Origin of the sequence: Caballeronia sp., assembly GCF_028292365.1 — a bacterium.
Classification (GTDB): Bacteria; Pseudomonadota; Gammaproteobacteria; order Burkholderiales; family Burkholderiaceae; genus Caballeronia.
On the sequence record NZ_JAQGMM010000421.1, the window covers coordinates 1 to 18,792 of the forward strand.

An 18,792-nucleotide genomic window follows, 5' to 3' on the forward strand; every position below is an offset into this window, starting at 1 on the left:
ACTCGGAAGTCGTGGCTACGTTCGCGAAAAAGCCGTTGTTCGGCTACAAGACGATGGTCTACGCCACGTGCTCGATCATGGTGTTGTCGCTGCTCGTCTGGCTGCATCACTTCTTCACGATGGGTTCCGGCGCGAACGTGAATGCGTTCTTCGGGATCATGACCATGATCATCGCCATTCCGACCGGCGTGAAGATCTTCAACTGGTTGTTCACCATCTATAAGGGCCGGCTGGAGTTCTCGTCGCCGGTGTTGTGGACGATCGGCTTCATGATCACGTTCACCGTTGGCGGTATGACGGGTGTATTGCTGGCCGTGCCCGGCGCTGACTTTGTGCTGCATAACAGCCTGTTCCTGATTGCTCACTTCCATAACGCGATTATCGGCGGGGTGGTGTTCGGGTATCTGGCCGGCTTCACCTACTGGTTCCCGAAGGCGTTCGGTTTCAAGCTGAACGAAACGCTCGGCAAGTGCGCGTTCTGGTGCTGGTTCGTAGGCTTCTGGACTGCGTTCATGCCGCTGTACGTGCTGGGTTTCATGGGCGCGACGCGCCGCATGAATCACTACGACACACCGGGCTGGCAGCCGTACATGGTTATCGCTCTTATCGGCGCGTTGATCATCCTGCTGGGCGTCGTGTTCCAGATCGCTCAGGTCGTTGTCAGCGTCGTGAAGCGGAATTCGCCTGAGTACAAAGACGTCACCGGCGATCCATGGAATGGCCGCACGCTCGAATGGGCGACCAGTTCACCGCCGCCTGTCTATAACTTTGCGGTCACGCCGGTGGTCCATGAACTCGACGCCTTCGCACATATGAAGGAACGAGGCCTCACACGCCATGCGCGCGAGGATTATCGCGACATTCACATGCCGCGCAACACAAGCGCCGGTCTGGTTATCGGCTTGTTCAGCCTGGCGATTGGTTTTGCGTTGGTCTGGCACATCTGGTGGCTTGCAATCGCGGGGCTGCTGGGCGTGGTTGTCACGCTGATCCTTCGTAGCTACGACGACGACATCGACTACACCATTTCCGCTCAAACCGTCGCCGGCATGGACGGCACGCCGACGACGCCAGCGCGGACGCGGGATCTGCAGGAGGCACTGTAATGTTGCAAAAGACTATCCCACTGGATCTACCGGGATCGCACGATGACCACGGCGCGTCGAATACGGTGCTGGGGTTCTGGGTGTACCTGATGACCGACTGCATTATCTTTGCGTCGTTATTCGCCGTGTTCGCTGTCATGGGTCATCAGTTCGCGGGCGGCCCTTCCGGTAAGGTCTTGTTCGAGCTTCCCCTTGTCATGGCGGAAACTGCCATCTTGTTGGTGAGCAGTATCACGTTCGGCTTTGGCATGCTGGCCGCGCACAAGGGCAAGTTGACCACGCTGCTGGCCTGGCTCGGCGTTACGTTCCTGCTGGGCGCTGCGTTTATCGGGCTGGAAATCCACGAGTTCAGCACGCTGCTCGCGCAGGGCTACGGACCTGATCGCAGTGCATTTTTGTCAGCGTTCTTCACGCTGGTCGCCACGCACGGCTTGCACGTCACCGTTGGCCTGATCTGGATGGTGGTCCTGGCGGTGCAGGTAATTGGCAACAAGAAAATCACCCAGCGCGATCTGACGCGCCTCACGTGTCTCAGCCTTTTCTGGCACTTTTTGGACATCGTTTGGATTTGCGTCTTTACCTTTGTTTATTTGACGAGCGTCGTATAAATGGCAAACGCACATTCAATCGATACCGGCGCGGGCCACGGCAGCGTGCGCTCGTATGTCATTGGCTTCGTCCTGTCGGTCGTGCTGACGGCTGCGGCTTTCGGACTGGTCATGCAGCAGGTGTTCGGGCCAATAGAATCGATCATCGCCATCGCGGTGCTCGCGTTCATTCAAATCCTCGTGCATCTGGTGTTCTTCCTGCATATGAACACGTCTTCATCGCAACGATGGAATCTGCTCTCGCTCGCATCCGCCGTGCTGGTGGCGGTGATCCTGATCGGCGGGACGTTGTGGGTACTTCATAACGTCGGTGCGCACATGATGTCGCGCTGAGTTCGCAGACAGTCTCTGCTGGCTTGACGCCTGGCGGCGCCGGAGGGAAACCTCCGGCGCCGCTTTTGTTGGCACGCGCTGGCCCACTGTTGAGTCACTCCGCGGACACGCAAATTGAGCAGGCAAATTGAGCAGGCAAAGAAAAGCCCGCCGTCTTTCGACGGCAGGCTTTCAAGTCTTCGTTTCTTCGTTACGTATCGCCAAGCACCGCGGCTTAAGCACCGCCAACACCGAAACGGTAAGTCTCAGGCACTAAACGCTCACGCGTACTCGTGCAGCGCCGTGCGCATTTTCTTCATTGCGCTGGCTTCGATCTGACGAATCCGTTCAGCCGACACGCCAAACTCGTCAGCAAGTTCATGCAGCGTCTTGCCGCCCGAGCCGTCGTCTTCCACTTCGAGCCAACGTGCCTGAACAATCCGGCGACTGCGTTCGTCGAGCGATTCGAGCGCGGTCGACAACCCTTCGCTTTGCAGCTTGTCAAACTGACGCGACGCCAGCACGTTGGTCGGCTCATTGTGCGAGTCGGCCAGATAGGCGATTGGCGCATACGATTCCTCGCCGTCGTCGATCTGACCTTCCAGCGCAATGTCACCACCGGAAAGACGCGTTTCCATCTCCGAGACTTCCTCGCGCTTCACATTCAGCTCTTTGGCCAGGCTATCAACCTCGTCCGGCGTGAACGCGTTGTGTCCGGTCTTGTGGCTGCGAAGGTTGAAAAACAGCTTGCGCTGCGCCTTCGTGGTCGCCACTTTCACCGTGCGCCAGTTACGCAGGATGTACTCGTGAATCTCAGCCTTGATCCAGTGCATGGCATACGACACCAGCCGCACGTTCTGTTGCGGATCGAAGCGTTTCACGGCTTTCATCAAGCCGATATTGCCTTCCTGAATCAGGTCGGCGTGGGGCAGCCCATAACCCAAATAATTGCGGGCAATCGATACCACCAGCCGCAGGTGCGACAGCACGAGCTGACGAGCGGCGTCCAGGTTGTCGTTGTCACGGAATTCGGTGGCGTACTGACGTTCTTCCGACGGCGTTAGCATCGGAATCCGGTTGACAGCCGAAATGTAGGCGTCGATGTTGCCGATCTGGCCGGTCAACATGGACGACTGCGCAAACGTCAGCGCACCTGCCGAAGCGGCCTTGGCCGGCGCCGAGTGTCCAGTATTCGGGAGGGTCATCGCATTGGTCACGCTTGTGTGCTCCTTATCAACAAAAAACCCGATGAAAAACCGGGTCTAGCAGGATATTAGCACTCTGCTATTTCGAGTGCTAAAGATTAGAGGGGCGATATGTGGGCAAGTTCCCATACGCTATTAGAATCCATCCTCCAATAGCTAATGCGTGCTTTCCCTGACTGTTGCAGGCTGCGAAACGCTTGCTCTGTCAAACTTACCGAAAGAAACTTGCAAGATTTCGCACGATTTACCCGTCATTCGGGATTCGACGAAACTTTATTCCGTGTTTTCCTCATTCAGCAGAACTCTTCCGAGCACATTTTTGAGACCGTCTCTAAAATGGCGACTTGCTGCAACAGCGGCACGCCCGTCTTGTGAGAATCCAGCTCCGGAGCATTCATGCAGAAGAACAAAAGTGTCTGGCAAAAGTGCTTTTCCTACGGTGCATTATTTGGTGCGCTGGCTTTGGTCTCCGCCACTGCCCGCGCCGATCAGTTCGGCTTGCAGATCGCCGGCGGAGTGGCCGACCACGACGTCCGGAAGGCCGATGTCGGCGCGGTCTGGGACCCCAACTGGACGTGGTGGGAAATCGGCGGTTTCCACTTCACTGTCGTGGGCGAAGCGCACGTGGCCTACTGGGATATTCGTGAAAGCCAGGCATCGCATCCGGGAATCTGGGAATTCGGCTTCACGCCGGTGTTCCGGTTCATCAAGAGTTCAGGATGGATTCGGCCTTACGTGGAAGCGGGTGTCGGCGTACGACTCCTGTCGCATGTCCGCGAGACCGAGACGCGGACCTTATCTTCGTCCTTTCAGTTTGCCGACATGGTCGGCGTGGGCGCTCAATTCGGGGCGCACCAGAACTATCAGGCAGGCTTTCGGTTTCAGCATTTATCCAACGCCGGTTTCGAACACCCGAATCCTGGTATAAATTTCAGCCAGATATATTTGCAATACAACTTCTGACGAGGACCGCGTCCATCGGTTCCTCAAGCGCGCGAGGAATCGACGATGCCGGCACAACCCATCGACACGCCCATTGAGGCAATCCGTGAACTCGAGCGCGACCGTTTCCGCGCGATGGTCGACGGTGACGGCGAATTGCTGGACGCGCTGCTGGCGGAGAACGCCAGCTATGTCCATACCAATGGCAAGCGCGAGACGAAGCGCCAGTTTATTGATGCGATCACCGCGGGGCGCCGGCGTTATCGGCAGATCGAGATCCAGTCGCAGGAGCTGATGCCCGGCGGGCGGGACACGTGGATCGTGTATGGGCGCGCGTTGCTCGAGATGGAGTCGAAGAATGGCGCCCTGTTGTTTCCGATCGCTTACACGGCCATCCACATTCAGGTCGATGGGCAATGGCAGTTGCTCGCGATGCAGGCAACACGCGTGGCGCTGGATTAGCACCGGTTCGACGCCGTTCGGTCGGGCGTCGCGGTTCGGCCGGCGGGTCGACGCCTTGTGAGCGTCGGCCGTCGTGTCGATACCGGTTGTCGTGTTTTATCGCCTGCTTCGCAAACTTCTGCTGCGCTGAGCGCGAAGCAGTGCTGGCAGTAATCACCGCTTTGTTTTCCCGGCCCGCGCGTGGGCCAACTCCACTGCTCGTTACTCAGTAGCCACTGCTCGCTGCTGGAAAGCCACGCCTTCAGGCCGCGACCGCTTCGCTTTCCACTTCCTTGCGTCCGGCCCAGCGCACGCGATTTACCGCGCTGACGATGGCATCGGCGACCGCGTGAGCCGCGTTTGCGTGCACGGCGACGCCGAACCGCATGGCCTGTTCGCCAATTCGGCAGCCAACGAACACCGCTGTTTCACCTTTCGCGGTCGCGGTGGTTTCAAACGATGCGACCTCGATCACGACACCCGCGACGCTGGCTACAACCGCAGCGACTGCCTGTGCGTGCGCTTCGTCCGCGACGGTGGATACAGGCAGATTCACGTGGCGTCCTTCGAAGTGCAGGGTTGACACATCCGCTCGTGACGCCGGTCCTTGTGCGTCGAAGTATTCGCGCTTGAACAACGCGCAAATGGCCTCGCCGGAGACTTCCGCGCCCGATGCGTCGGCGACTTTCTGCACGGCATGGCTGAATTCGATCTGTACGCGGCGCGGCGGCGTGAAGCCCAGTCCGCGTTCAAGCAGGAAAGTCGCGCCGCCTTTACCCGACTGGCTGTTCACGCGGATAACGGCGTCGTAGCTACGACCAAGGTCTGCCGGGTCGATGGGGAGATAGGGCACGTCCCACACCGTGTCCGCTTCGCGCTGGGCAAGACCTTTGCGGATGGCATCCTGATGGGAGCCGGAAAAGGCCGTGAACACGAGATCGCCGGCATACGGATGACGCGGATGCACGGGAATCTGGTTGCAGCGCTCGACCACGCGGCGCACGCCGTCGATATCCGAAAAATCCAGGCCGGGGTCGATACCCTGCGTGTACAAATTCATCGCGAGCGTAACGAGATCCACGTTGCCGGTGCGCTCGCCGTTGCCAAAAAGACAGCCTTCCACACGATCAGCGCCCGCGAGGATCGCGAGTTCCGCAGCGGCGACTGCCGTACCACGATCGTTATGCGGATGCACGGAGAGCACGATGCTGTCGCGATAACTCATGTTGCGGTCCATCCACTCGACCTGGTCGGCGAACACGTTCGGCATGGCCGCTTCCACGGTGGCCGGCAAATTAACGATCATCTTGTGGTCGGGCGTGGGACGCCACATTTGCGCGACGGCGTCGCAGACTTCGCGGGAAAACGAAAGCTCGGTCATGCTGAACGTTTCCGGCGAATACTGATAGATCCAATGTGTATTGGGGCGCGCGGCGGCGCACTCCTTGATGATGCGCGTGCCTTCCACGGCCAGCGCCTTGGTCTCTTCCTTGGACTGCGCAAACACGATCTTGCGAAACGACGGCGCGATCGCGTTGTACAGGTGCACGATCACCCGGGGCGCGCCTTCGACTGCTTCAAAAGTTCGTTCGATGAGTTCGCGGCGCGACTGCACGAGCACTTCAATGGTGACGTCGGCGGGAATGCGGTTTTCCACGATCAGCTTGCGTACGAAGTCGAAATCCGTCTGCGATGCCGACGGAAAGCCCACTTCGATTTCCTTGAAACCCACCCTTACCAACATCTCGAAGAATTCGAGTTTGGCTTCAATGTTCATCGGGTCGATCAGCGCCTGATTGCCGTCGCGCAGATCGGTGCTCATCCAGATCGGCGCGCGCTCGATTGTGCGGGTAGGCCATCGGCGGCCGTTGAGGTTGACCTGGGGGAAAGGGCGGTATTTCTCGGAAGGGTTGCGCATCATCATCGTGGGCCTCGGCTGAACGCGTTGTACGCGTGAAAGCGCAGTCGTTGCGAGGCGGTCGAGCGGCCGGCGGCTTGCCGGCATCGTTCCGATGCGCGCTGGACAGGTTCGCGCTGTGCCATGGCGTGGGTGACGCCGGTGACGAACGTGAACGATGCAAAAGCAGCGTGCATGTGATCCTCGCGTTTTCGTGCCGTGGATGAACGGACGAAAGCAGACGACTACGGGTGGTGAAAAGGGAACTGCAAAGGGGAACTACGAAACTGCGGAGGGGACCGCGCCAGGAACGCGCGGCGCCACGTTTAGCGACTTACGCTAGACGTAGCGATAGGGGCCGCGCTAGGCGACCCTGGGTAATTCGAAGGGAGGGGAATTGGGTAAAGCTCATTTCTGCACATTAGCGCAGGGTGCGCGAGTTTGTCAACAGAAACGGTTTCTCGACTGAAGAATGCTTGGGCGATCGCCCTAGCGCCTGACGATGTCCGCAATCAACTCCGCCTGGCGCGCGAGTGCGGGAGGAATCGGTGCTTCGCCGCGCAGTACGGTTTCGATCCAGCGCGCGGTGGTCGCGGCATCCAGCGCCTCTGGTAACGCCACCACGGGCGCGTCCGGCGAGGAGCGTTCCGGCGATAGAAGCGTTTCTGCGTGGCCGTCGTGGAACCAGTCCACCTGCACTTGCCGGCGCGTGTCCGCGACCGCTTCGCCCTCCGTTCCGCGTGCGAGCAGGGCGCCGCCGGCGGCAGCGTCGGGATGCTCGGTGAACAGTCCCGTCAAGCTCTCGCGATACTCAGGATGGGTGTAGTTCACCAGCCGCAAGCCCGGCTGCGCGAACGGCTGCAGGATCTTGACCAGCGTATGCGTGGAATTTCTCACGCCCATGATTCGCCGGATCGCGAGCAGGCGCGCGAGCTTGGGTGCGAGCACGGTGATGGGCGCGAAAGCGAGCCGCCGCGAGGCGAGGTTGTCCTCGATTTCGTCGTGGGAAGTGGCTTCGGGAATGCCCAGTTCGGCGAAAATCGCGGCGCTCGTGATGCGGCCAGGATCAGTCGTGACGCCATGCACGAGCACTGGCACACCGTCGCGGGCGAGTAGCAACGCCAGCAACGGGGTCAGGTTGGGTTGCTTGCGCGCGCCGTTGTATGTGGGGATGGAGACGGGCCGCGCGTGGTCGCGGCCGTTCTGGATATGCAGCGTTTCGAACGAGCGATGCGCGGCCGCCAGCATTGCAGCCAACTCCGCGGCGGTCTCGCCTTTCACGCGATACGCGAGCAACACAGCACCGAGTTCGAGATCGGAGACGCGGTTGTCGAGCATCGCTTCGTAGAGGGCGTACGTGTCCTCGCGGGTCAGCGCTCGCGCGCCGTTTGGCCCGCGGCCGATTTCCTTGATGAAACGGGCGCAGGGAAAAGGAGCTGTGTCGGTCATTGATTGGTCTGAGTAGCCGGTTTGCAAACGGGGCCGAATCGCCTTGAACATCCGTGAGCACCCGTTTGCATGATGGGCCGTTGCAATTCTGGAAATACAGGAATCACATTCAGTACCGCATTTGAGCCGGGCTTGCAAGTCGCGGAGCTGGCGGGCGGAGGGTTTCGGGGCGCTCGCCCGCACATTTGTTCGATGATTGCGGTGATCGAGGCTTGAGACAGCCCACGGGAATTGCAGATCTTGCCGTCTGCTTTACACGTGACTTTCTGGGGCTCATAGGCTGTTCAGCCGAATCGCGATGCGCAACCGCGCACGTTAAACTTGAGGTTCAGGTCGATGCTTCGATACTTCATCAATCAGGAGAGAACGCAATGAGTCACGTATTTGCTCCGGCACCCGCGGTCGCGGTGCCTGTCGTCGGTTCAAGCGACCAGTTTCCTGTTCGCCGGATTTATTGCGTCGGCCGGAACTACGAGGCGCACGCACGCGAGATGGGGCATGACCCGGATCGCGAACCACCGTTTTTCTTCGGCAAGCCTGCCGATGCCGTGCTGTACGTCGCGCCCGGCGCAACCGGCGAATTCCCGTATCCGTCGCAGTCCAGGAACGTCCATTTCGAGATGGAACTCGTGGCGGCAATCGGCAAGCAAGGCAAGGACATTCCCGCCGGGAAAGCGCTCGATTACGTGTATGGCTACGCGCTCGGTCTCGACATGACGCGTCGCGACCTGCAAGCCGAAGCGAAGAAACTAGGCCGTCCGTGGGACACGGCCAAGGGCTTCGATCACTCGGCTCCGCTGGGTCCGATCCATCCCGTCGCGAAGGTCGGGCATCTGGAAAAAAGCGCGATCTGGCTCACCGTCAACAGCGAAGAGAAGCAGCGATCGGACATCTCACAACTGATCTGGTCGGTGGGCGACACAATCGCGTATCTCTCCACGCTATTCGAGTTGTTCCCCGGCGATCTGATTTTCACCGGCACGCCTGAGGGCGTCGGCGCTGTTCAAAAGGGCGACCTGATGAAGGGCGGTGTCGATGGAATCGGAGAGTTCTCCGTGCGCGTGGTCTGAGTATAAAAACGGAGGGGACTCATGAAGCTATACAGCTATTTTCGTAGCTCGGCGGCGTATCGCGTGCGCATCGCGTTGAATCTCAAAGGGCTTGCCTATGAGTACGCCCCGATTCATCTTCTGCGCGATGGCGGGCAACAACTCAAGCCGGATTATCGCGAGCTGAATCCGGACGGCATCGTGCCGACGTTTATCGACGGCGACAACGTGCTTACGCAGTCGCTCGCGATCATCGAATATCTGGACGAGATGCATCCCGAGCCGGCGTTGCTGCCGGGCACACCACTGGATCGTGCGTTTGTTCGTTCGGTCGCGCTTCAGATTGCGTGCGAGATCCATCCCGTCGACAACTTGCGCATTCTGAAGTATCTGAAGCACACGCTGAAGGTTGGCGACGAAGCGAAAGACGCGTGGTACCGGCATTGGCTGGAATCGGGCTTCGAGTCGCTGGAAAAGCGGCTGGCGAATGACTCGCGCGTGGGCAAGCTGTGTTTCGGAGATACCCCCACGCTTGCGGATCTGTGCCTCGTGCCGCAGGTGTACAACGCGCGGCGTTTTAATCTCGATATGAGCCGTTATCCGACGATCGAACGTATCGCCGATCACGCTGCGCAAATCGATGCGTTCGCGCGCGCCGCGCCTGGGCAACAACCGGACGCCGAATGACGACAGCTGTTTTTCTATCCGGCGCCGGGCTTGGCGCAAGTCTGATTATCGCGATTGGGGCTCAAAACGCTTTCGTATTGCGGCAAGGCTTGAAACGGCGGCACGTAGGCTGGGTCGTATTTATCTGCGCGCTGATCGACGTATTGCTGATCGGGTTTGGTATTGGCGGGATGGGCGCGCTGATTGCGCGCGCACCGGTGATGCTTGGGGTGATTCGCTGGGCGGGAGCGGTGTTTTTGTTCTTGTACGGCGCACGGGCTTTTCACGCGGCGTGGAAGGGACCCGGACATTTGCACGCCGAGAACGGCGAATCACAGACGGCGGCAAAAGCGGTTACAACGGTGCTCGCTTTGTCGCTGCTGAATCCGCACGTTTATCTCGATACCGTCGTACTGCTCGGCGGCATTGGTGCGCGGTACGGCTGGCCGGGGAACGCCTGGTTTGCAGCAGGGGCAATGTGTTCGTCGATCATCTGGTTCACCGCGCTCGGGTTCGGTGCGCGCTTGCTCCAGCCTCTTTTCGAGAAAGACATCTCATGGAGAGTGCTCGATGTGATCGTGGGGATTGTAATGTGGTGGATTGCAGCAGCGCTAGTTCTGTCCCGGTAGCGCGGCCGCGGTCTGGCTGAACGCCAGGCCGCGGCATCGGTTTAGCTTCCAAGCAATGCATCCGCGAACTCGTCGGCGCTGAAGGGCTGCAAGTCCTCTACTTTCTCGCCCACGCCAATGAAGTACACGGGAATCGGCCGTTGGCGCGCAATGGCCGCGAGAATGCCGCCCTTTGCCGTGCCGTCCAGCTTGGTCACGATCAAACCCGTCAAGCCCAGCGCATCGTCGAAAGACTTCACCTGAGCGAGTGCGTTCTGGCCCGTGTTTGCATCGATGACCAGCAGCACTTCGTGCGGTGCATCCGGTTGCGCCTTCGCAATCACACGTTTCACCTTGCGCAGTTCTTCCATCAGGTGAAGCTGCGTTGGCAGGCGGCCTGCTGTGTCGGCCATCATCACGTCGATCTTGCGGGCACGCGCGGCGCCGACTGCATCGAAGATCACGGCGGCTGCATCGCCGCTTTCCTGCGAAACCACCGTCACGTTGTTACGTTGCCCCCAAACCGTGAGCTGTTCGCGCGCGGCAGCACGGAAGGTGTCTCCAGCGGCCAATAACACGGACTGGTCGAAGCGTTGCAAATGCTTGGCCAGCTTGCCAATGCTCGTGGTCTTGCCCGCGCCGTTCACGCCGGCGATCATCATCACGAGCGGTTTGGCGCGACCGAGCATCAGCGACTTCTCGAGCGGCCGCAGCAGGTCCGCGAGCAGCGAGCGCAGCGCGGCCTTGACCTGCATCGAATCGGTGAGTCGTTCACTGCGCACCTTTTCACGCAGGGCTTCAAGTAGGTATTCGGTGGCGTCGACACCGGCGTCCGACATCAGCAACGCCGTTTCGAGTTCCTCGTACAAATCCTCATCGATCCTCGCGCCGACGAAAATCCCCGTCAGACCCGAGCTCGTCTTCGATAAGCCCGTCTTCAGGCGCGTGAGCCAGGAACGCTTTGCGTTTGGGTCCGGTTCCGGCGGGGGCACGATCTCGACGGTTTCTGCCGGCGCCTTCCACTGCGATGCCGTGCGGCCTTGCCAATAGGGTTTGGGTTCCGGTGTTGCGCTCGCTGGCGAGGCTGGTTGGGTGAATGGCGCGGGTGTTCCTGCAGTCGCTGCACCGGGGGCTTCTGTCGGCGTCGGGTCAGCCGGACGCGGTGATCGGTCAAGCGATTCCGCAGGCTCGCTGGATGACCCGTTTTCGGTCGCGGGGACCGCCCCACTCGCCGGTGCATCCGGCATTCTTGGTGTACCCGCAGCCAACCCCGTCCCGCGCAATGGCGATTCCAAAGCCCGATCCGACGCCGCAACGCCTTCCCGCGCAGTTTCCACCGGCTGAGCGGGTGTGACAGGCGTGCTGGCGTGCTGGAGGCCTTCTGCTGCCTCGGAACGCGCCTCAGCGACGCCCTCGGCTTTGTTTTCCTCGGGCGTATCGATATCGATATCGGTATCGGAATCGGAATCGGCCGATTTGCCTATTAATCGTTTGAAAAAGCTGAACATGGTCTGCAGTGGTGGGGGTGGCGCGTTCTATCGATGCCGTCGCAACCGCGTTGCTGCGTTGAGCGATCGAACAACGCAAACGCAAAGGTGGCGATGGCTGCCGTGCCGCGAAAAACCGCCGGAAACAGCGGGGAGAGCCGGGCGAGTGCGCAAAAAAGCGAAAGATACATATTTTATCAGCCGGCACCGATTGTAGTAGCTGGCAGGACGGCGACCCCTGCATCGGGCGCGACGAGGCTGTGGTAACGTGCCCGCATCGGCGCACGCGAATTGTTGCAGACCGATCACGTTCTCATCCGGCCCGCGCGGGTCATCCCGCCGCCTCCACCCAAGTACCACGCACCACGTCCCACGCACGTCCATGTCCCGTTCCTCGATCACCCGCACATTAGAGCGAAATCCCGAGCGAAATCGCGAACGCAGCCCCGAGCGTACCGCCGAGCGCGCGCCGAAAGTCCGCGAAGCCGCGCCATCGCGCGGCGGCAAGGCGCATTCCATCCGTATCATCGGTGGCGAGTGGAAGCGCACGCCACTGCCCGTTCTGAGCCTGGACGGCCTGCGTCCGACGCCGGACCGGGTTCGCGAGACGCTGTTCAACTGGCTAGGCCAGTCGCTCGATGGCAAGCGTTGCCTCGATCTATTTGCCGGCAGCGGCGCATTGGGCTTCGAAGCGGCGTCGCGCGGCGCGCTACGCGTGCTGATGGTGGAACGCAGCGGCCGCGCGGTGGCGCAACTAAAGGCAAATCAGACACGTCTGGCCGCGAAAAACATCGAAATTGTGGAAGCGGATGCGCTGCGGCTCGCCGCGGGCCTCGCATCGAATTCCTTCGACGTCGTTTTCCTCGATCCCCCATTTGGAGACACCGCCATGCTCCAGCGCGCCATTGAACTGGCCGTGCCGCTGGTGTCGCCGGGCGGCGCGCTGTATATCGAATCGGGTGAATCCGTCGATCCAGCGCAAACGCCGGCGCTGTCCGGATGGGCGATTACCCGCGAAGGCAAGGCTGGCGCGGTCCGCTATCATTTGCTGCGACGCGAAAATGAGGAATAATGCGCGTTCCCAAATGCTTGGCCGGGCAATGTCCGCCAACTGTGGACGGGGCTCAATGCACGCAGTTGGCTTGGCGGGGTTAGCGGACGATGCGGTATCCGAAGCGTTTTTTAGTCTTGTCGATGCCGGCGTCGGCCCAATCTGCAGCGAAAGACGTACCAGAAGAAGGTTCAGAAGAGGAGATGCCCCATGGTTGTAGCCGTTTATCCCGGAACGTTCGACCCGCTCACGCGCGGTCACGAAGACCTCGTGCGACGTGCATCGAGTATTTTCGATACGCTGGTGGTTGGAGTCGCCGATAGCCGCAACAAGAAGCCGTTTTTCAGTTTGCAGGAACGGCTGGATATAGCGCATGAGGTGCTGGGCCATTATCCGAACGTACAGGTGATGAGCTTCAAGGGGCTACTGAAGGATTTCGTGCGCAAGAACAATGCGCGCGTGATCGTGCGGGGCTTGCGTGCTGTCTCCGACTTCGAATACGAATTCCAGATGGCGGGCATGAATCGTTATCTGCTGCCCGACGTCGAAACGATGTTCATGACGCCGTCGGATCAATATCAATTCATCTCGGGCACGATCGTGCGCGAGATCGCGCAACTCGGCGGCGACGTCTCCAAGTTTGTTTTTCCCTCAGTGGAAAAGCGCTTGCAGGACAAAGTCGGTCCGATCGCGCAAGACCCAACGGTGCCGTGAGCGTTCCAGCCGCCCACCAGGCGCGCTCATTCAGAGCGCGCGGGCACCGAAAAGCCGGCTGAGATGCCGGGCGAAGAGAGTAAAGCATGGCCCTGTTCATTACCGATGAGTGCATCAACTGCGACGTATGCGAGCCCGAGTGCCCGAACGACGCCATCTCGATGGGTATCGACATCTACGTGATCGACCCGAACAAGTGCACGGAATGCGTCGGCCACTACGACGAACCGCAATGCCAGCAAGTGTGCCCGGTGGACTGCATTCCCCGCGATCCGGCGCATGAGGAAAACGCCGTCCAGCTGATGGCGAAATATCATGGCTTGATGAAAGCGAAGGGCGCTTGATGTAACGTCAGGCACCCTTGCCTGGGCTGCCCTTAGAGCAGCGCGCGCAGCGCTGCCAGCAGAGCATCGCAGTCGGCATCGGTGCCGACAGTAATCCGCAGATGCTGATCGATTCGCGGCAGCTTGAAATGCCGCACGAAAATCTCCTTCTCCTTCAAACGCGCGGCCAGCGTAGCCGCATCATGTTCCGGATGACGCGCGAACACGAAATTCGCAGCCGACGGCACCACATCGAAGCCCAACGCCTCCAGGTCCGCTGTCAGCCGTTCACGGCTGGCGATAACCTTCGCACAGGTTTCGCGAAACCAGTCGTCGTCTTCAACGGCTGCGATCGCTGCGGCTTGCGCCAACCGGTCGAGCGGATAGGAATTGAAGCTGTCCTTCACGCGCGTCAGCGCCTCGATCAATGCTTCGTGCCCGAGTGCGAACCCCACGCGCATGCCCGCCAGTGAACGCGCTTTCGACAACGTCTGCACGACCAGCAGATTCGGATTTTCATCGATAAGCGTCACCGCCGATTCCGCGCCGAAATCCACATACGCCTCGTCGATCACGACAACGGAATCCGGATTCGCCGCGAGTAAAACCTTGATCTCGGCGAGCGGCAACGCGCGGCCCGTCGGCGCGTTCGGATTGGGCAGCAGCACGCCACCGTTAGGCGCGCGGTAGTCGTCCACATCAATACCGAAGTCCGCGTTGAGCGGCACCATGTCGACCGCTACGCCGTATAACTGCGCATACACGGGATAAAAGCTGTACGTGATATCGGGAAAACGGATTGGCTTGTCGTGCTTGAGCAGCGCCTGGAACGTGTGTGCGAGAACCTCGTCCGAGCCATTGCCGACAAACACCTGTTCCACGCGCAAGCCGTGATGCTGCGCGATAGCCGTGCGCAACGCATGCGCTGTCGGATCGGGATACTTGCGGAGCGAGTCGCCGTCCTCGCCGAGTTCACGTCGGATTGCATCGACTACGCGAGGTGAGGGCGGATAGGGATTCTCGTTCGTGTTGAGCTTCACGGGACGCGCGAGCGCGGGTTGTTCGCCCGGCACATACGGCGTCAGCTTGTTGACGATATCGCTCCAGAAACGGCTCAAGATTCGCTCCTCAATTGTCCCTGATGCCCTCACGGGACGGGGTGCTGCGGGTTTAGGGCTGCGCGTTGCGATGCAGGTTCATCATCGCACGCTCCATCCCGTCATTGATGGCGATCGGCATGACAGCGAGCGCGCGTTCGATCGATGCATCGATTACGTCCTGTTCCTCGCGGCGCGGCGGTTTCAGCACGAAATTCGCGACATCCGGCTTCGCACCGGCGCGCGACGCTTCGGGAATGAGATCACGCGGATGCCCGATACCAATTCGCAATCGCCAATACTGTTGCACCGATAAATGCGCGGAGATGTCCTTCAGGCCATTGTGCCCGCCACTCCCACCGCCGAGCTTCAGTTTCACCGTGCCGGGCGGTAAATCGAGTTCATCGTGCGCGACCAGGATCTCGTCCGGCAGGATCTTGAAGAACTGCGCCACGGCCACGACCGATTGCCCTGACCGATTCATGAAGGTCTGCGGCTCGAGCAGATGAACCTCTTGGCCATTGAGCCGGCCACGGCCGTAGTGACCGTGAAACCGGCGTTCGTCACGTAGCGATGCACCCGCATCGCGCGCCAGTTGGTCAACGAACCAGAAGCCGGCGTTGTGGCGGGTCGCGGTGTATTCAGCGCCCGGATTGCCGAGCCCGACGATCAGTTTGATCATGTTCAATCTTGGCGGCGTAGCGACTTCCACCGCACCGGAAAAAGGCCAAAAAAAACCCGCCGGAGCAGAGCAACGGCGGGTCACTTCGTCCGCTCTTGCGGGCGGACCCGAGCGGACTCAAGCGGACAGGCTTCAGCCAGACTTATGCAGCCGGCTTGTCGCCTTCGCTCGGAGCAGCAGTGCCCGAAGCAGCTTCGTCGGACACGACGGCAGCCGGGATGGTCGCCGAAGCGATCACCGGATTTTCTGCTTCGAGGTGAGCGATCAGTGCCACGCCCTTCGGCAAAACGATGTCCTTCACATGCAGCGTGTGACCGGCTTCGATCTTCGCCAGATCGAGTTCGACGAATTCCGGCAGATCAGCCGGAAGGCATTCGATTTCGACTTCGTTCAGAATGTGCGAGATAACCGCGCCGCCGATCTTCACAGCCGGATTCGTTTCTTGATTCAAGAAGTGGACCGGTACCTTGGTGTGCAGCTTCTTCGATGCATCGACGCGTTGGAAGTCAACGTGCAGAACCATTTGCTTGAACGGATGGTATTGCACGTCGCGCAGCAGCACCTGTTGCGTCTTGCCTGCCACTTCCAGTTCGAGAATCGACGAATGGAAAACTTCTTTCTTCAGCGCGTGCCAAAGGGCGTTGTGATCGAGTTCAACAGCCAGGGCTTCAACGTTCGCGCCATATACGATACCCGGCGTCTTGCCCGAGTTACGCAGGCGGCGGCTCGCACCCGTACCTTGCAGATTGCGCTCAAAAGCGACTACTTTCATGATTCAACTCCATAATCTGCCCGCGACCAGGCAGTGAAAACGGGGCTGTCCGCTTGTTCGCGTTCAGCCCCAGAGCAGCAGTTCAGGCCTTCGTTCGCCTGAACCGATTACGCAGTTCAGCAGAGGTTTGCCCCCCGCTAAACCGCAAATACTTTTAACCGTCCGCGAACAGCGACATGACCGAGTCGCCGCGACGGATACGCGAGAACGTCTCAGCCAGCAATCCCGCGCTCGAGAGGACGCGCACTTTCGTGCATGCGCGCGCTTCGTCGGAGAGGGGGATCGTGTCGGTGACGACGAGTTCGTCGATTTCCGACGCTGCAATCCGCTCGCCTGCGCCACCGGACAAAACCGGATGCGTGGCATACGCAAACACTCTCGTCGCGCCGCGTTCCTTCAAAACCTGTGCTGCCTTGCAGAGCGTGCCGGCTGTGTCGACCATGTCATCCATGATCACGCACGTGCGGCCTTCCACTTCGCCAATGATGTTCATCACTTCAGCGACGTTCGCCTTCGGGCGACGCTTGTCGATGATCGCGAGATCGGTGTTCAGTTGCTTCGCCAAGGCCCGGGCGCGAACTACACCGCCCACATCGGGCGACACCACCAGCAAGTTCTCGTAGTTCTGCTTGCGCAGATCGCCGAGCAGCACGGGCGTAGCGTAGATGTTGTCGACCGGGATGTCGAAGAAACCTTGAATCTGGTCGGCGTGGAGGTCCATGGTGATGACGCGATCCACACCGGCAATTTCCAGCATGTTCGCCACGACCCTCGCCGAGATGGCGACGCGGGCCGAACGAGGCCGGCGATCCTGACGGGCATAACCGAAATACGGGATGGCTGCAGTGATCCGGCCAGCAGATGCGCGCTTGAGCGCATCGACCATGATCATGAGTTCCATCAACGTGTCATTGGTTGGGGCGCAGGTGGACTGCAGCACGAACACGTCTTTGCCGCGCACGTTTTCCTGGATCTCGACCATGATTTCGCCGTCTGAAAAACGGCTCACCATTGCCTTGCCAAGAGGAATTCCAAGGATTTTGACGACTTCCTGTGCAAGCGCGGGATTCGCGTTGCCAGTGAATACCATCAGGCCGTCACTGCTCATCGTGCACCTGTTCTTGGCTGGGGCGAGAGGAAAAACGCGAGAAATTATGGCAGGGGAAGAAGGATTCGAACCTTCGCATGCTGGAATCAAAATCCAGTGCCTTAACCAACTTGGCGACTCCCCTACACTAACTTTGAGTCATGCCGGGCAGTGTAGGACAAACCCGTCAAAACGAAACTTTACGACGCGAAAGTGAAGAGAGGATGCGAATCCAGACTTTCGGTCACTTTGCTTTTCCAGCTTGCCGGGAGTTTGGCTTGCGCCATCTCAGCTTCGGCTTTGCTACGAAAAGCGGCAAACACGCTCGCTCCAGATCCGGTCATTCGCGCAGGTGAAAGATTCGAAAACCACTCAATCACCTTAGCTACTTCCGCGTACTTCTCAGCCACAACTGCCTGCATATCATTTCGGCCGAAGCTGTCAGGCCAATCTGCGTCAGAACTATGTTGTGCAAGGAAGTCCGTAATTGTGAGGACTTTTGAGTTCCTCGTCAACCCTTTCTCTGAAAAAATCGCAGCAGTTGGAACATGCACCGCAGGAGTCACCACCAGGAAGAAGCGCCTCGGTAGATTGACCACCTGCAGCGCCTCGCCCACGCCTTCAGCAAAAGCATTCTGCCCGAAGACAAAAAACGGCACATCGGCACCGAGTTTCAGCGCCAGATCCTGCAACGCCTGTCGCGATAAATCCACGCCCCACAGGTGATTCAGGGCAAGCAGCGTAGTCGCGGCGTCAGAGCTGCCACCGCCGAGACCGGCGCCCATGGGCAGTATTTTATCAATTTCTATGTCTACGCCAAGGGGGGTGCCCGTCGTCGACTGCAGCAGACGCGCAGCACGTACAACGAGGTCATCGGCTTCCGGCACGCCGGGAACGTCGGTCTTGCGGGCTATCACGCCGTCGTCCCGACGGGTGAAGTGCAGCAGGTCGCCCCAGTCGAGCAACTGGAATACCGTCTGAAGCGCGTGATAACCGTCCGGACGACGCCCGGTGATATGCAGGAAGAGGTTGAGCTTGGCCGGCGCGAGACAATTGCGCAGGGAAGCGTCGGCCGGCGGGCGCAACGGCGCCCGCCTTGAAGCCGCATGTGGTGACGCCAAGCTTATAAGTTGCGGAAACGTTACTGGTCGAGGACGAGCTTGATGTCGAGCGGCGGTTCGGCGCGCGACAGATTCACGCGCTTTACGCCAGTGGCGGGCGCATCGGCGTAAGCCAGGTAGTCGATGGTCCAGCCGTCCTGCTTGATTTCCTTCAGGCGGCCGTTTTCCGACGATG

At 59.8% G+C, this 18,792-nt stretch carries 21 protein-coding genes and 1 tRNA gene; 11 read left to right on the forward strand and 11 right to left on the reverse strand.

Annotated features, from left to right (window positions below):
• The 3 genes from JWR14_RS25165 to cyoD form a co-directional block, all read left to right on the forward strand.
• Window positions 1–1,106, forward strand: a 1,106-nt coding sequence (locus JWR14_RS25165) for a cbb3-type cytochrome c oxidase subunit I (RefSeq protein WP_299713690.1), incomplete at its 5' end; no start/stop codon positions are given.
• Window positions 1,106–1,714 (forward strand): cytochrome o ubiquinol oxidase subunit III, encoded by a 609-nt coding sequence (gene cyoC / locus JWR14_RS25170; RefSeq protein WP_299713693.1) that lies wholly within the window; start codon window positions 1,106–1,108, stop codon window positions 1,712–1,714. The genes JWR14_RS25165 and cyoC, both read left to right, overlap by 1 nt.
• Complete coding sequence (cyoD, locus tag JWR14_RS25175) at window positions 1,715–2,047, forward strand: cytochrome o ubiquinol oxidase subunit IV (RefSeq protein WP_299713696.1); 333 nt, start codon at window positions 1,715–1,717, stop codon at window positions 2,045–2,047.
• A gap of 260 nt (window positions 2,048–2,307) precedes the next feature.
• Here the strand turns inward: cyoD and rpoH are convergent, their stop codons facing one another.
• Complete coding sequence (rpoH, locus tag JWR14_RS25180) at window positions 2,308–3,243, reverse strand: RNA polymerase sigma factor RpoH (RefSeq protein ID WP_158937166.1); 936 nt, start codon at window positions 3,241–3,243, stop codon at window positions 2,308–2,310.
• Window positions 3,244–3,627: 384 nt separating this feature from the next.
• Between rpoH and JWR14_RS25185 the strand changes: the two genes are divergently transcribed.
• Together JWR14_RS25185 and JWR14_RS25190 are read left to right on the forward strand one after the other, a co-directional pair.
• Entirely contained in the window at window positions 3,628–4,194 is a 567-nt protein-coding gene (locus tag JWR14_RS25185; RefSeq protein WP_299713704.1) for an acyloxyacyl hydrolase, read from the forward strand.
• 45 nt (window positions 4,195–4,239) lie between these two features.
• Complete coding sequence (locus tag JWR14_RS25190; protein WP_299713707.1) at window positions 4,240–4,635, forward strand: nuclear transport factor 2 family protein; 396 nt, start codon at window positions 4,240–4,242, stop codon at window positions 4,633–4,635.
• Window positions 4,636–4,876: 241 nt separating this feature from the next.
• Here JWR14_RS25190 and leuA read toward each other — a convergent pair whose 3' ends face one another.
• Together leuA and ybiB are read right to left on the reverse strand one after the other, a co-directional pair.
• The gene (leuA, locus tag JWR14_RS25195; RefSeq protein ID WP_299713747.1) at window positions 4,877–6,535 is read right to left on the reverse strand and encodes a 2-isopropylmalate synthase; all 1,659 of its coding nucleotides are present in this window, start codon (window positions 6,533–6,535) and stop codon (window positions 4,877–4,879) included.
• Window positions 6,536–7,000: 465 nt separating this feature from the next.
• Window positions 7,001–7,960: a DNA-binding protein YbiB gene (ybiB, locus tag JWR14_RS25200; RefSeq protein WP_299713709.1), complete on the reverse strand. Its 960-nt coding sequence runs from the start codon at window positions 7,958–7,960 to the stop codon at window positions 7,001–7,003.
• Between the two features lie 371 nt (window positions 7,961–8,331).
• Here ybiB and JWR14_RS25205 point away from each other — a divergent pair, with 371 nt between their 5' ends.
• Genes JWR14_RS25205 through JWR14_RS25215 form a run of 3 tightly spaced genes read left to right on the forward strand, consistent with a single transcriptional unit; the run spans window position 8,332 to window position 10,304 of the window.
• Complete coding sequence (locus tag JWR14_RS25205) at window positions 8,332–9,030, forward strand: fumarylacetoacetate hydrolase family protein (RefSeq protein ID WP_299713712.1); 699 nt, start codon at window positions 8,332–8,334, stop codon at window positions 9,028–9,030.
• Between the two features lie 21 nt (window positions 9,031–9,051).
• Window positions 9,052–9,696, forward strand: a complete 645-nt coding sequence (gene maiA / locus JWR14_RS25210; RefSeq protein ID WP_299713715.1) for a maleylacetoacetate isomerase — start codon at window positions 9,052–9,054, stop codon at window positions 9,694–9,696.
• On the forward strand, window positions 9,693–10,304 hold the full coding sequence (locus JWR14_RS25215; RefSeq protein ID WP_299713718.1) for a LysE/ArgO family amino acid transporter: 612 nt from the start codon (window positions 9,693–9,695) through the stop codon (window positions 10,302–10,304). Before maiA ends, JWR14_RS25215 begins: the two co-directional genes overlap by 4 nt.
• 41 nt (window positions 10,305–10,345) lie before the next feature.
• Here the strand turns inward: JWR14_RS25215 and ftsY are convergent, their stop codons facing one another.
• The gene (ftsY, locus tag JWR14_RS25220) at window positions 10,346–11,791 is read right to left on the reverse strand and encodes a signal recognition particle-docking protein FtsY (RefSeq protein WP_299713720.1); all 1,446 of its coding nucleotides are present in this window, start codon (window positions 11,789–11,791) and stop codon (window positions 10,346–10,348) included.
• Window positions 11,792–12,152: 361 nt separating this feature from the next.
• Between ftsY and rsmD the strand changes: the two genes are divergently transcribed.
• From rsmD to JWR14_RS25235, 3 genes are all read left to right on the forward strand, one after another.
• Window positions 12,153–12,842 (forward strand): 16S rRNA (guanine(966)-N(2))-methyltransferase RsmD, encoded by a 690-nt coding sequence (rsmD, locus tag JWR14_RS25225; protein WP_299713723.1) that lies wholly within the window; start codon window positions 12,153–12,155, stop codon window positions 12,840–12,842.
• 189 nt (window positions 12,843–13,031) lie between these two features.
• On the forward strand, window positions 13,032–13,535 hold the full coding sequence (gene coaD, locus JWR14_RS25230) for a pantetheine-phosphate adenylyltransferase (protein ID WP_299713726.1): 504 nt from the start codon (window positions 13,032–13,034) through the stop codon (window positions 13,533–13,535).
• 86 nt (window positions 13,536–13,621) lie between these two features.
• Window positions 13,622–13,879, forward strand: coding sequence for a YfhL family 4Fe-4S dicluster ferredoxin (locus JWR14_RS25235; RefSeq protein WP_299713729.1), 258 nt, complete (start codon window positions 13,622–13,624; stop codon window positions 13,877–13,879).
• Between the two features lie 32 nt (window positions 13,880–13,911).
• Here JWR14_RS25235 and hisC read toward each other — a convergent pair whose 3' ends face one another.
• The 7 genes from hisC to JWR14_RS25270 form a co-directional block, all read right to left on the reverse strand.
• A complete protein-coding gene (gene hisC / locus JWR14_RS25240) occupies window positions 13,912–14,976 on the reverse strand; it encodes a histidinol-phosphate transaminase (RefSeq protein ID WP_299713732.1) in 1,065 nt (354 codons plus the stop codon).
• Window positions 14,977–15,028: 52 nt separating this feature from the next.
• Complete coding sequence (pth, locus tag JWR14_RS25245; protein WP_299713735.1) at window positions 15,029–15,637, reverse strand: aminoacyl-tRNA hydrolase; 609 nt, start codon at window positions 15,635–15,637, stop codon at window positions 15,029–15,031.
• Between the two features lie 142 nt (window positions 15,638–15,779).
• Window positions 15,780–16,409 (reverse strand): 50S ribosomal protein L25/general stress protein Ctc, encoded by a 630-nt coding sequence (locus JWR14_RS25250; RefSeq protein ID WP_299713738.1) that lies wholly within the window; start codon window positions 16,407–16,409, stop codon window positions 15,780–15,782.
• A gap of 154 nt (window positions 16,410–16,563) precedes the next feature.
• Window positions 16,564–17,517, reverse strand: coding sequence for a ribose-phosphate pyrophosphokinase (locus JWR14_RS25255; protein WP_299713741.1), 954 nt, complete (start codon window positions 17,515–17,517; stop codon window positions 16,564–16,566).
• Between the two features lie 47 nt (window positions 17,518–17,564).
• Window positions 17,565–17,641 (reverse strand) — tRNA-Gln (locus tag JWR14_RS25260).
• Between the two features lie 55 nt (window positions 17,642–17,696).
• Window positions 17,697–18,581, reverse strand: a complete 885-nt coding sequence (gene ispE / locus JWR14_RS25265) for a 4-(cytidine 5'-diphospho)-2-C-methyl-D-erythritol kinase (protein ID WP_299713744.1) — start codon at window positions 18,579–18,581, stop codon at window positions 17,697–17,699.
• A 56-nt stretch (window positions 18,582–18,637) separates the two neighbouring features.
• Window positions 18,638–18,792, reverse strand: a 155-nt coding sequence (locus JWR14_RS25270; protein ID WP_299713750.1) for a lipoprotein insertase outer membrane protein LolB, incomplete at its 5' end; no start/stop codon positions are given.

Excerpts from the sequence above, each read along its gene's own strand:
- cyoC (WP_299713693.1), top strand. The coding sequence starts at position 1,106 with ATGTTGCAAAAGACTATCCCACTGGATCTACCGGGATCGCACGATGAC.
- cyoD (WP_299713696.1), top strand. The coding sequence starts at position 1,715 with ATGGCAAACGCACATTCAATCGATACCGGCGCGGGCCACGGCAGCGTG.
- JWR14_RS25185 (WP_299713704.1), top strand. The coding sequence starts at position 3,628 with ATGCAGAAGAACAAAAGTGTCTGGCAAAAGTGCTTTTCCTACGGTGCA.
- JWR14_RS25190 (WP_299713707.1), top strand. The coding sequence starts at position 4,240 with ATGCCGGCACAACCCATCGACACGCCCATTGAGGCAATCCGTGAACTC.
- leuA (WP_299713747.1), bottom strand. The coding sequence starts at position 6,535 with ATGATGCGCAACCCTTCCGAGAAATACCGCCCTTTCCCCCAGGTCAAC.
- ybiB (WP_299713709.1), bottom strand. The coding sequence starts at position 7,960 with ATGACCGACACAGCTCCTTTTCCCTGCGCCCGTTTCATCAAGGAAATC.
- JWR14_RS25205 (WP_299713712.1), top strand. The coding sequence starts at position 8,332 with ATGAGTCACGTATTTGCTCCGGCACCCGCGGTCGCGGTGCCTGTCGTC.
- maiA (WP_299713715.1), top strand. The coding sequence starts at position 9,052 with ATGAAGCTATACAGCTATTTTCGTAGCTCGGCGGCGTATCGCGTGCGC.
- JWR14_RS25215 (WP_299713718.1), top strand. The coding sequence starts at position 9,693 with ATGACGACAGCTGTTTTTCTATCCGGCGCCGGGCTTGGCGCAAGTCTG.
- ftsY (WP_299713720.1), bottom strand. The coding sequence starts at position 11,791 with ATGTTCAGCTTTTTCAAACGATTAATAGGCAAATCGGCCGATTCCGAT.
- rsmD (WP_299713723.1), top strand. The coding sequence starts at position 12,153 with ATGTCCCGTTCCTCGATCACCCGCACATTAGAGCGAAATCCCGAGCGA.
- coaD (WP_299713726.1), top strand. The coding sequence starts at position 13,032 with ATGGTTGTAGCCGTTTATCCCGGAACGTTCGACCCGCTCACGCGCGGT.
- JWR14_RS25235 (WP_299713729.1), top strand. The coding sequence starts at position 13,622 with ATGGCCCTGTTCATTACCGATGAGTGCATCAACTGCGACGTATGCGAG.
- pth (WP_299713735.1), bottom strand. The coding sequence starts at position 15,637 with ATGATCAAACTGATCGTCGGGCTCGGCAATCCGGGCGCTGAATACACC.
- JWR14_RS25250 (WP_299713738.1), bottom strand. The coding sequence starts at position 16,409 with ATGAAAGTAGTCGCTTTTGAGCGCAATCTGCAAGGTACGGGTGCGAGC.
- JWR14_RS25255 (WP_299713741.1), bottom strand. The coding sequence starts at position 17,517 with ATGAGCAGTGACGGCCTGATGGTATTCACTGGCAACGCGAATCCCGCG.